Raw genomic sequence first — 12054 nt, forward strand, 5'->3', positions numbered from 1 at the left:
GTCATATCAAAAGAGCGCCATTGTAGTCAGCGCGTCGCCGCTTGCCTACCGTTTCGGGCCTTGCCTGCGTTGGCGCAACGAAAAGGGCCGTCATCGCGGGATGACGGCCCTGTTCGCTCAAGGGGGCTCAGCGTCTGCGATAGAGGCCAGGATCCACCTCTTCATACTGGCTCACCAGATATTGGTAGAAGGCGAGGCTGGAGGGGGAGCTGGGCTTTTTGAGCTCATCGGCCACCCGATCCGGCTTGGCGATGATGAACTTGGGACTCTGGCGCTTGAGGTCGGCCAGCACCCGTTCACGCACGTCGTAGGGTGGGTTGACGTTGGCAAAGAACAGGTAGGCGGAGGCCGGCTGGCGGTCGGTCCACAGGTAATACTGCGGCTGGATGCCGTCCACCCAGATCTTGTCGGTGGGGCTGGTCTCGGCCTTGATCCGATCGACCCGTACCTGGGCCGGCGGGTTGAACGGTGTGCCCTTCAGGGTGCCTTCCCAGGCGTTGTTGAGCAGCAGGGCCAGCATGGCGAGCGAGGCGAGCCAGGGGGTGGCGCTGCGCACATCCCAGGCGCGCCACAGGGGCACCAGGATGAGCACCGGCAGGGCCCACAACAGGCTATTGCCGAGTACTTCACGTACCCGTTCCAACGACCACTCCTTGGTGCTCCAGCCGTAACCGAGCTGCTGGGCCAGCAGCCAGCTGGCGGTCAGCACCACCAGCGAGATGCAGAGCAGGCCGAGGCCATCGGCCTGCTGTTCGCTGCGATCCAGCAGGCAGGCGAGCGGCAGCAGGGCCAGCGGCAGATAGAGCACATCGTAGTGATCGAACACGTGGCCGGAGACCGAGTTGGCGATCAGGGTGAAGATGACCCCAAACAGGGTGGCGCACAGGGCCGGCAGATACCACTCCTGGCGGCGTCCCATCATCAGCACGATGAAGGCGGGCAACAGCATGATGAGGCCGGTGCGCAGCAGGCCGACGCTGCCCACATCCGGCGAGAAGCCGTTGCCGTAGCTCCCCTCGAAGAAGATGTCGAAGGCGTAGTATTTGAATTCGGCCAGCAGGTTGTGATGCTGGAAGTAGGCCAGCAGCGGGCCGCCAACCAGTGCCAGTCCCAGCAGGCTGGAGCAGAGCAGGGAGAGGGCGCAGCGCCACTGCTCGCGCAGGCACCAGTGGCAGAACAGCACCAGATACCAGGCACCCCAGAAGGCGCCGTTGTTGGTGCGCATCCAGGCGACGATGGCAAAGGTGAGCGCGGCCACCAGCGCCGGTCCCCAGCTGCAGCGCTTGTCCAGCAGCATGGTGATGAAGGCCCACTGGGCGATGAGGGCCAGATGGAACGTCCAGTCCTCGGTCATGTTGCCGTAGTAGTAGCGGGTGCCGTAGAGCGCCAGCACCGCCAGCATGCTGCCGAGCCGGGCCCGCAGCGAGAGGCCGAGCTGGCCGAACGCCTGCCAGCTGGCCAGCAGCCCCAGCCAGCAGAGTGCCCACTCCAGCAGCCAGATCCCGAAGAAGCCGCCGAGGCTGTAGCCGAGGGCGTCGAGGGCGAAGATCATGGGGCCCTTGATGTCGATCATGTCCCGGTAAAGCACGCCCCCTTCGCTCCACATCTTGCCCATCACCGCAAACAGCGAGGCGTCAAAGCCTGGCGCCATGCCGTGGAACAGCGGGTTGCGCAGACAGAACAGCAAGGCCAGCAAGCCGGTGAGCAGGATCACCAGCGGCCGCAGGCCCGGGTTGACGCGAGGAGGGGTAAAACGGATGGCATGATTCATGGGTGACCTGTTCTTGCTGGGAAGTCTCGAAAGCGGGCCTATCTTGCCGAGCCTGACAGCACGATGCAATGGGCGAGGGGAATGTGCTTGAAATAATTTGTAAAAGTGCCGCTTTACGGCATGAAAGCGGCACGTTTTCTGACAAAACCGGCTAAAGCGACCTGGCGGGCCACCGCCAAGGGGCCCGGCAGATCCTTACCGGGTGGATGGCCCCTGATACGCCACCAGTGCCGGCGCAGCGGCGAGCTCGGGCAGATAGCGGGCCCAACGGATGAAGGCATCCGCCAGGGTGATGCCGAGCTCCTGGTTGTGCTGGGTTAGGGTGCGGGCCAGCGCGGTGTAGCCCTCCTTGCCGGAGGCGGTGTAGGCGCTGGAAACCCCCCGATAGATGGCGTCGGCCTCGACCGGCTGCCACTGGCCGGGGGCGCGCTCCCACTCCAGCCGGGTGATCCGGTGCCCCTTGGGCTGGTCCGCCTGATAACAGAAGCGCACGCCGGCGGTATAGGGGAAGCTGCCGCTGCCATTGCCCGTCACGCCGTTGTTGGTGGCATTGTCGATGGCCCCCTCCAGCGCCTCGGCCAGCTCATGGCCGTGCACCCGATAGAGGGTGAGCGGGATGGCGAAGGGCAGCAGACGGCCGGCGATGTCCGCTTCGCTGAGCGGCCCGGGCTCGAGGGAACAGCGCACTCCGCCGGCATTGTGCAGGGCGAAGTCCACCTGACCGACCTGCTCGCGGGCCCCGGCCAGCATGGCGCTGGCCACCAGGGGTGCCACCTGGCTGCCGGCCGGCAGGCTGGCGTCGGGCAGTCGTTGGTGGTGCAGCGGCCCGCCAAGGCGGGTCACGATGCGCTGGGTCATGGTCTCGAGCTCGGGCCGGTAGCGTTTGGCCAGCAGTTGCTCGAGTGCGGGCGCCGGCTCGCAAAAGTGCAGCCCGGCCGGCGGTGTCGAGGCAAACGGCCAGGGCTGCCAGGGCAGCCACTCCAGCTGGCCACGGCTGCGCGCAACCCGGCCGTGCTGGTCAAACGTCAGCTCGCACACCCCGAGGCAGAGGGCGCTGTGGGCGGCATGCAGGATGGCGACGCTGTTTCGCATCAGCGGATAGCGGCCCTCGCTCGCCAGACCGAGCGGCGCCAGATCCCCCAGCTGGCTGTGGGTGTGGCCACCGATGATGAGGCTGAGCTCGGGGAAATGCTCGGCCAGCAGTTTGTCCTGCTCCAACCCCAGGTGGCTGAGCAGTATGATGTGGCGGATGCCGGCGGCCTTGATCTCTGCCAGCGCGGCCTTCAGGGTCTGCTCGATGCCGTGAAAGCGGGTATGGGGATCGGGGCTGGCGATGGCCGCCATCTGCGGCAGCGTGATGCCGAGCAGGGCGAAGGGCACGCCGTCGATGTTGCGCCGGTGCCAGGGACGGCTAGCGTCATACAACTGGGGCAGGCCGCGCAGCCGCAGCGGGGCATCGGCGGGCTCCTGGCTGCTGTCGAGGTTGGCGGCCAGCACCGGAAAGTCGAGCTGGCGCAAAAATTCCACCAGCGGCCCGTTGCCCAGATCGAACTCGTGATTGCCGATCACCATGGCGTCCGGTCGCAGCAGGCTCAGCAGGTCGGCGTTGGCCCGCCCCTTGAAGCGGTTGAAATAGAGCGAGCCCTGGAAGGTGTCACCGCCGTGCAGGAACAGGCAGGTCTGGCCCACCGCGTCGGCTTGTCGGCGCAAGGCGTTGAGCCGGGTCAGGATGCGGGCGTAGCCACCACACTGGGTGCGCCACTCGGACTCGCCTGCGGGGGCGAAGCGCATGGGGGCGCCATCGAAATGGGAGTGGCAGTCACTGAAGTGGGCAAGTTGAACCGTAATACTCATCTCGGTCCTCCTTAGAGAAAAAAGAGCACCGAGTCTACTCCAATGGCGGGGGGAGATACTAGCCCGGCGGCAGGCCGGGCTGGTAGAGCGGGGGAGAGGCGGGGCAGCCGCTCAGGGAGCCCCGGCCAATTTAGGCGGGCACCATGATCTGGGTGGCGAGGATCACCACCAGCAGGCCGACCGCGACCGGCACCGAGGTGCGCTTGACCACTTCAAACGGAGAGAGGTTGCCCATCCCCGCACAGGCGACCACCACCCCGGAAACCGGCGAGATGGTGCGGCCCAAGTTGGAGGCCTGCAGCATGGGGATCACCAGGTAGGCGGGGTTGACGCCGAGGCTGGTGGCGAGATGGGGAATAAGCTCCACGAAGGCATAGAAGGGGGCGTTGCCGGAACCCGTGGTGAAGGCGGCCAGGGTGGTGATGACCACCAGCATCAGCATGATGACGATGCCGCCGGTACCAAAGCTCTGGGCCAGATCCAGGAGGTTTGCGATGAAGCCGAGCCCCATCAGGCCCTGGGCAAACACCCCGGCACCCACCAGCAGCATCACTACGCCGGCGAAGGCATCGGCCATGCTGCGCCAGCATACCTGCAGCCCGTCCAGCAGCTCTTTGCCGTTGCGTTTGCGGGCCAGCTCCAGCAGGGCGGCCAACACCAGGCAGATGACGATGATGGTGACGATGTCGAGCTTGGGCCCGAGTTTGCCGTCAAACAGCAGCACCCCGATGATGGGGGTAAAGGGCAGGATGGCGTAGAAGCCGGGGGCATCGGTGATGAGATCGCTCGGGGCGACCGCCTCGTTGTGCTCGCCGGCCTTCTGATCCAGATAACGCTGCCAGAAGAAGTGGGTCACCGCCATGGCGGCGATGGCCACCAGCGAGATGGGCAGGGTCAGCTTGAAGGCAAAATCGAGCAGCTCCATGTTGGCGGCCTGGGCGGCCATCACTACGTCCCCGGAGGTGGGGGCCAGGATGATGGCGGCCGGCGAGGCACATACCGCCGCCGCGGCGCCACGGGAGATCCCCATGTTGACCATCAGCGGGAACAGGGTGGCCATCAAGAGTACGCCGAGGCCGGTGGCGGAGCTCACCGCCAGCGACATGGCGCAGGCCACTAGATAGGCGGCAACCAGCAGGATGTAGGGAGACTTGATGATGCCAAGAGGCTTGCTGGCCAGCTTCACCAAAATGGTGTTGGCGCCGATGTGGCTCATGTAGCCGGCGAAGCCGCACAGCACCATGATCAGCATGCCGAGGCCACCGCCCCGATCCACCAGCAGGAAGCGCACGTATTCAAAGATGTCGGTGGCCACGTGGCCGGTGGAGGTGACGCTGGTGGGCAGCACCGCTTTGCCCATCAGGGCGGTGATCGCCAGCAGCAGCAAGCCGCCGCTGAGCAGCACCCCGGTGGCCGAGTAGCCCTTGAAGATGTAGCGACCCACAGCCAGGGTGACCAGGGTGCCGATAAGGAGTTCCATCATAGAGTGAGTTCCTGAGTACGAATGAAGGTGGATGCATTCCTGGCGTCAACTTGGAGGTTAATCTGGCCAATCCCGAAATGTATCGACATAAAACTCGGCGATTATTATCCAATAAGGGGTATCTCACCATGATGTTGCGCATCACTTGTGATCTTGCTTGCAAATCAATGGCGGTGCGGGGTTGCGACTTGTCAACCTGACACTTAGGCTTTGTGACGGGAGTAGGTGACAGTCGCGGGGATCGCGGTTAATCTCCTGCTTCGAGTATTAATGCGTTGATTATTAATTAAAATAACAACCCCGCCAGCAACGAGGTCAAGGCAGCAGAGATGGGAATGGTCAGCAAAGTTTTCATGGTGGCATTGATGTTGTTCGCCGCCACGGCCGGGGCCGAGAGTTCCCATTACACCGGTATCAAGGCGGTGCCTGACATCAAGGTCGACTTTCAGTTTTATCGGGTTTCCGGGCCGGACGTGGCGAGCCTGGCGCGCCAGATGACCAACGCGGGTACAGCCCGGGCCAACGGCCACATCGGCATGGCCAGTTACCAACTCTCCTGGCAGTTGCAGACCCGTCCCGAGGCGCAGCGCTGCGAGCTGGAGCAGGTCAGGGTCACCACCCGGATCAAGGTGATGGTGCCAAACTGGATGGACAAGGCCAGGGCCTCCGCCGCCGAGCGCCAGAAGTGGGACAAGCTGGTGGCTGCCATGTTCGATTACGAGAGCCGCCACAAGGATATCTTGCTGGAGAGCGTCAGCCAGCTCGGCATCCAGCTGGCACAGCTGCCGGTGGAGCGCGACTGCGCCGCGCTGGAATATCAGGCCTGGCAGCGGGGGCAGGGGGTGTTGGCCAGCTCGCGCCAGCGTTTCAGCCAGTTGCAGCAGCAGACCGATCACGGCCGCAAGCTGGGGCTTAACTGGCCAAAGGGCATCTGAGCCCGACAGGATTTGAGCGAACAAAAAGGGCTCCCGCTGGGGAGCCCTTTTTGTTGTTGCGCCTTGCCGAGCACTTGGGCGCTCACTGGAGCGGTTTGCCCTTGAGCAGCTTGCGCACCCAGTAGCGGGCCGGGTGGAGCGCCTCCAGCAGATCGGCCGCCAGCGGCAGCGGATCGCCGCAGATCTCGCTGGCCAGCAGCTCGCCGCAAAGGGGCGCCGAGCAGAGTCCCCGCGAGCCGAGCGCCCCCAGCACATAGAGGCCGGGATGCAGCGGCAACGGCGCCGCATTCTGCTGATAGCCCTGCAGTCCGGCGTAGTGATCTGCCAGGTTGGCCAAGCTGGCGACTGGCCCCACCACCGGCAGGTGATCCCGGCTGGCACTGCGCACGCCGACCCGGGCCTGATTGCCACTCACATCCACCTCGGCGGGCCAGCTCTGCTGTGGCAGGCAGGCTTGCAGTCGCGCCTGGTTCTGGGCCTGCTCGTCGGCGCGAAACCCGGGGTCGGTCTGATTGCGACCATAGCTGGCCCCGATGCAGTGGTGATCGTGGTGGGCCGGGGTGAGGTAGCCATCGTAACAGAGCACGGTGTTGAGCTTGCTCAAGCTCGCCGAGGTCGGTACATGGCTCACCTGGCCGCGCACCGGGTAGAGCGGCAGCTCGGCAAAGGGAATGAGCGCAGGCAACTGATGGCCGGCAGCCACCACCAGATTGGGGGCTTGCCAGCGGCGCCCGTCACGACTCTCGACCTGCCAGCCATCGGTCTGTTCGGCCATGGCGACAACCTCGGTATTGAACGCCACCTCAAGCAACCCGCGGGCCTGCGCCTCCTTGATGGCGGCGCGGGTGAGATCCGCCGGGCAGAGCCAGCCCCCCTGCGGATAGCTGACGCCACCGTGACCGCAGGGCAGGCCGACCACTTGCTCAACCTCCGGCTCGGAAAGTACCTGCATCAGTTCGGGCGGGAAGGGGCCTTGTGCCATCTTGGCCAGCTTGGCGGCGGATTTGTCGTCATAGCCGAGCTGGGTGACGCCGCACAGCGAGAAGGCGACGGGGTGGCGCTCGGCCAGGGACAGCAGTCGGCTTCTGGCAAAGCCGAAGGCCAGGGAATAGAAGCGCGACAGGGCATCGTGCTCGCCGTTGAGCAGCGGGTAGAGGGCTCCCTGCCGATTGCCGGAGGCGCCGGTCGCCGGCTCGCCATCCTGGCACAAGAGCGTCACCCTGCGGCCCCGCTCCACCAAGGAGAGCGCGGTCATGGCCGAGGCGATGCCGCCACCGATGATCAGCACCTCTCCCGCGCGGCCAGCAGGTCTGGCATACCAGGGGGCGATGGTCTGCTGTGGCTGTTTCTCTGCGCGCTCCCCGGCCAGCATCTCCCGCTTGCTGCCGTGTCCTTTCACCTTCTGCATGGCAAAACCGGCGGCAATCAGGCCACGGCGCACGAAGCCGGCACAGGTAAAGGTGGCGATGGTGGCGTGGGGACGCGCGAGGCGGGCCAGGCCGTCGAACAACTCTTGCGTCCACATCTCGGGATTTTTGGCAGGGGAGAAGCCATCCAGATACCAGGTGTCCACCAGCCCGTCTGCCGGGTGGGGCACCTGGGGCAGCATCTCCTTGATGTCGCCAAACCAGAGGTCGAGCCGGATCCGGCCGCCGGCAAAGAGCAGCCGATGACAGCCTGCGACGGGCAGCGGCCACTGCTCGATGAGGGGCTGGCTGAAGGTGGCAAGCTCGGGCCAGGCGGCCAGCGCCTTGCGCAGATCCTCCCGGGTCAGCGGGTATTTTTCGAAACTGATGAAGTGGAGGCGGGCACCGTTGCCGGATTGGGGCGCCTGTTCCAGAAAGGCGGCCATTGTCGCCAGAAAGTTAAGACCTGTGCCGAAACCTGTCTCACCTATCACGAAAATGTCACTATCGTGATGCGAAAATCGCGCTGGCAGCCGATTTTGCTGCAAAAAGACGTAGCGGGTTTCACTTAGACCGTTATCATTGGAAAAGTACACATCCCCGAACTCACTGGAGACTGGAGTTCCCGCTTCATTCCAGTCCAATCGGGCATGATGTAAGGATGTTTGACTCACGTTTTCCTCTGCTCGCGTCACAAAATCGCGGGCATTCTACGTGAAAGCAGACCAGTTTGGCAGCCGAAAGCGGGTAGACTTGGCGCCAGTTTTTCCAGACGAGATGAATTAATGAGAAGAGCAGTGATCACCGGTATCGGCGTCATCTCCAGTATCGGCAACAACAAGGAAGAAGTGCTGGCCTCCCTGAAAGCAGGCAAATCTGGCATCACCTATTCCGAGCAGTTCGAACAGTACAACCTGCGCAGCCGTGTCTGGGGTAACATCAAACTCGACCCGTCTGAACTGATCGACCGTAAAGTCATGCGTTTCATGGGCGATGCGGCGGCTTATGCCTATCTCTCCATGCAACAGGCCATCGAAGACGCCGGTTTGCCGGAAGAGATGGTGTCCAACGAGCGTTCCGGTATCGTGACCGGCTCCGGTGGCGCCTCCGGCAAGAACACCTCCGAGTCTGCGGATATCGCCCGTGAGAAGGGGGTCAAGCGTGTGGGCCCCTACATGGTGCCGCGCACCATGTCCTCCACCACCTCCGCCTGCCTGGCCACCCCGTTCAAGATCAAGGGTGTCAACTACACCATCAGCTCCGCCTGCGCCACCTCTGCCCACTGCATCGGTCACGCTCTGGAACTGATCCAGCTCGGCAAGCAGGACATCGTCTTCGCCGGCGGCGGCGAGGAGCTGGACTGGTCTTCCACCATCCAGTTCGATGCCATGGGCGCCCTGTCCACCAAGTACAACGACACCCCGGAAAAAGCCTCTCGTACCTATGATGCGGATCGCGACGGTTTCGTCATCTCCGGTGGCGGCGGCATCCTGGTGGTCGAGGAGCTGGAACACGCCCTGGCCCGTGGTGCCCACATTTATGCCGAGATCACCGGTTACGGTGCCACCTCCGATGGCTATGACATGGTCGCGCCGAGCGGTGAAGGCGCGGTGCGTTGCATGAAGATGGCGATGCAGGGGGTCGGCAAGGTGGATTACATCAACACCCACGGTACCTCCACCCCGGTCGGTGACACCAAGGAGCTGGAAGCGATCCAGACGCTGTTTGGCAGCAATGCGCCCAAGCTCTCCGCCACCAAGGCCATGACCGGTCATGCCCTGGGTGCTGCCGGCGTGCACGAGGCCGTCTACTCCCTGCTGATGATGGAACACGGCTTCATCGCCCCCAGCATCAACATCGAGACCCTGGACGAGAAGGCCGAAGGCCTGCCCATCGTGCGCGCGTACGAAGAGGCGGATCTCAATACCGTCATGTCCAACAGCTTCGGCTTTGGCGGGACCAACGCCTCCTTGGTGTTCAGCAAGTTCAAGGCTTGATGAGCCCACCATGAGTCGAAAAAAAAGGCGCCGCAAGGCGCCTTTTTCATTGGGTGCTCGTCAGCCCCGTTGCGGCAGTGGCAGTCGCATGTAGGTCGCACCCTCGCCATATTCGGTGAGGGACTTGCGGGTACTGGCCGGCTGGAAGCCCTGCTTGCGCCAGAAGGCCGGCGCATCCTGCACCGCCACCAGACCGGCGTGCTCAAACCCTTCGTCTGCGGCAAACGCAAGGGCGGTGGCGAGCAGCTGCTGCCCTATGCCCTTGCCGCGGGCCTGCCGTGAGACGGCAAGATCGTGCAGATAGAACTCGTCGTTGCCGGCCAGGCGCTGAATGGGGACGGAGAGAGGCGGTGGCTGGTGGGCGCGCCAGGGGTGGCAGAGCAGGTAGCCCAGCACCTGGCCCTGATGTTCGGCCACCCAGCAGCAGGCGGGGGCCAGTTCGGCCTTGTTGCTCATGACTTCGATGGGCTCAGGATCCAGCTGGTGATAACACTCGTCCTGAATGGCCATGATGGCGGGCCAGTCGTTGGCCCGGGTCGTGCGGATCTTGATCATAGTGGTAGGGCATGGCTGCCCGAAAACGCTGATTAAACAATGGATTCGTCAACCAGCGTACCAGAACCGGGTCATGAACTGAACAAACATCTCCAAATGATGCCTTTTTTGATCAGCGCGCCGCCTGTTTGCTGACGACCTTGATGAGCTGGTAGCGCAGGGAAGGGGCATCTGCTGGCACATCGGTGAGCTGCTGCTTGCTGACGGTCAGCTGATAGCGGTAGCCGGGCTCAAATTGAAAGCCTTCAATTTGCTGATAAAACAGGGTCCAGGGTTGCTGCTCGTCACTGCGCACCTGCATGCACTGCATGGGGCCGACGCCGACGCAGTGTACCAGCTGGCTGTTGACGTAGAGGGTCTCGCCTGCGGTTGGCGTGGGAGCGCTTTGACAGGCGCTGAGCAGCAGGGCGGCACCGGCGCTGAGGAACAGTGGTCTCATGATGAACTCCTTCGATGGAAAGGGGGGCATTAGAGCGGCAAATAAAAAGGCGGTCAATGACCGCCTTTGTAACAAAAAATCCGAAACCCGTGACTCAACGCTGGTCGAGCGGGGTGAACTCGCGCTGCGGCTGACCGGTATAGAGCTGACGCGGACGGCCGATCTTCTGATCCGGATCCGAGTGCATTTCGTTCCAGTGGGCAATCCAGCCGATGGTACGGGAGATGGCGAAGATCACGGTGAACATGGACATGGGGATGCCGATGGCCTTCATGATGATGCCGGAGTAGAAGTCCACGTTCGGGTAGAGCTTCTTCTCGATGAAGTAGGGGTCGGAGAGCGCGATGCGCTCCAGCTCCATGGCCACGTCCAGCAGCGGATCCTTGATCTGCAGCTCGGTCAGTACCTCGTGACAGGTTTCGCGCATCACGGTGGCACGGGGGTCGTGGTTCTTGTAGACCCGGTGGCCGAAGCCCATCAGACGGAACGGATCGTTCTTGTCCTTGGCCTTGGCGATGTACTCAGGGATGCGGTCAACGGAGCCGATCTCCTCAAGCATCTTGAGGCAGGCTTCGTTGGCACCGCCGTGGGCCGGTCCCCATAGGGAGGCGATCCCCGCGGCGATACAGGCAAACGGGTTGGCGCCGGAGGAGCCGGCCAGACGCACGGTGGAGGTGGAGGCGTTCTGCTCGTGGTCCGCATGCAGGGTGAAGATGCGGTCCATGGCGCGTTCGACGATGGGGTTGACCTTGTACTCTTCGGTTGGCACGCCAAACATCATGTGCAGGAAGTTGCCGGCATAGGAGAGGGCGTTACGCGGCTGCATGAACGGCTGACCGATGGAGTACTTGTAGCACATGGCGGCCAGGGTCGGCATCTTGGAGAGCAGACGGAAGGCGCAGATCTCACGGTGCTCTTCGTTGTTGATGTCGAGGGCATCGTGATAGAAGGCGGAGAGCGCACTGACCACGCCGCACATGACGGCCATGGGGTGAGCGTCGCGACGGAAGCCGCGGAAGAAGAAGGCAATCTGCTCGTGCACCATGGTGTGGCGGGTGACCAGACGTTCGAATTCCGTGTACTGCGCCTTGGTGGGCGCCTCGCCGTACAGCAGGATGTAGCAGACTTCCAGATAGCTGGCCTGGGTGGCCAACTGGGCGATGGGGTAACCACGGTGCAGCAAGACACCTTGATCGCCATCTATGTACGTAATGGATGATTTGCAAGAACCGGTTGCCATAAAACCGGGGTCGAAGGTGAAGTACCCTTGCGCGCCCAGTTTTCTGACATCGATCACGTCGGGTCCGACAGTTCCTGACAGGATCGGGAGTTCTACCGGGTCTTTACCGGGCAGATGTAGGGTGGCTATCTTATCAGCCATAGCACGTCTCCTTTGCTCTTTTATAATTTGATTCCAGCTCTACTTTATTACGAGTTTGATGACGCTGGCAAAGGTTCTGACCCGTACCAGGGCGGCTGGAGCGCCTTATTTGAAACAGAGTTCAGGGCTGTTGTCAATTTTGCTGGATGATCATTAATGATTTGTTAAATGAGTTGTGAGATCTGGTTTACGGTTTTGGGTTTTCTTTGTAGCTAATTGATTGTCATTGGTTA

Annotated in this window: 9 protein-coding genes; 2 read left to right on the forward strand and 7 right to left on the reverse strand. The window is 62.8% G+C overall.

The window, feature by feature from the left end:
• Window positions 1-127: 127 nt before the first annotated feature.
• From R2E40_RS09755 to dcuC, 3 genes are all read right to left on the reverse strand, one after another.
• Entirely contained in the window at window positions 128-1771 is a 1644-nt protein-coding gene (locus R2E40_RS09755) for a hypothetical protein (RefSeq protein WP_318165325.1), read from the reverse strand.
• Between the two features lie 195 nt (window positions 1772-1966).
• The gene (locus tag R2E40_RS09760) at window positions 1967-3625 is read right to left on the reverse strand and encodes a bifunctional UDP-sugar hydrolase/5'-nucleotidase (RefSeq protein WP_318165326.1); all 1659 of its coding nucleotides are present in this window, start codon (window positions 3623-3625) and stop codon (window positions 1967-1969) included.
• Window positions 3626-3755: 130 nt separating this feature from the next.
• On the reverse strand, window positions 3756-5108 hold the full coding sequence (gene dcuC, locus R2E40_RS09765) for an anaerobic C4-dicarboxylate transporter DcuC (RefSeq protein WP_318165327.1): 1353 nt from the start codon (window positions 5106-5108) through the stop codon (window positions 3756-3758).
• Window positions 5109-5443: 335 nt separating this feature from the next.
• Here dcuC and R2E40_RS09770 point away from each other — a divergent pair, with 335 nt between their 5' ends.
• Window positions 5444-6043 carry a DUF922 domain-containing Zn-dependent protease gene (locus R2E40_RS09770; RefSeq protein WP_162498574.1) on the forward strand — a complete coding sequence of 200 codons (600 nt, stop codon included), beginning with the start codon at window positions 5444-5446 and terminating at the stop codon, window positions 6041-6043.
• Between the two features lie 82 nt (window positions 6044-6125).
• Here R2E40_RS09770 and mnmC read toward each other — a convergent pair whose 3' ends face one another.
• On the reverse strand, window positions 6126-8144 hold the full coding sequence (gene mnmC, locus R2E40_RS09775) for a bifunctional tRNA (5-methylaminomethyl-2-thiouridine)(34)-methyltransferase MnmD/FAD-dependent 5-carboxymethylaminomethyl-2-thiouridine(34) oxidoreductase MnmC (RefSeq protein WP_318165328.1): 2019 nt from the start codon (window positions 8142-8144) through the stop codon (window positions 6126-6128).
• A 90-nt stretch (window positions 8145-8234) separates the two neighbouring features.
• Here mnmC and fabB point away from each other — a divergent pair, with 90 nt between their 5' ends.
• A complete protein-coding gene (gene fabB, locus R2E40_RS09780; RefSeq protein ID WP_016350500.1) occupies window positions 8235-9446 on the forward strand; it encodes a beta-ketoacyl-ACP synthase I in 1212 nt (403 codons plus the stop codon).
• Window positions 9447-9506: 60 nt separating this feature from the next.
• Here fabB and R2E40_RS09785 read toward each other — a convergent pair whose 3' ends face one another.
• The 3 genes from R2E40_RS09785 to R2E40_RS09795 form a co-directional block, all read right to left on the reverse strand.
• Window positions 9507-10001 (reverse strand): N-acetyltransferase, encoded by a 495-nt coding sequence (locus tag R2E40_RS09785; RefSeq protein WP_318165329.1) that lies wholly within the window; start codon window positions 9999-10001, stop codon window positions 9507-9509.
• 112 nt (window positions 10002-10113) lie between these two features.
• Entirely contained in the window at window positions 10114-10440 is a 327-nt protein-coding gene (locus R2E40_RS09790) for a DUF4377 domain-containing protein (RefSeq protein ID WP_318165330.1), read from the reverse strand.
• Between the two features lie 94 nt (window positions 10441-10534).
• Window positions 10535-11821, reverse strand: a complete 1287-nt coding sequence (locus R2E40_RS09795) for a citrate synthase (protein ID WP_005300205.1) — start codon at window positions 11819-11821, stop codon at window positions 10535-10537.
• Window positions 11822-12054 lie beyond the last annotated feature (233 nt).

Origin of the sequence: Aeromonas sp. CD (genome assembly GCF_033349375.1) — a bacterium.
In the GTDB taxonomy this organism is placed as follows: Bacteria; Pseudomonadota; Gammaproteobacteria; order Enterobacterales; family Aeromonadaceae; genus Aeromonas; species Aeromonas hydrophila.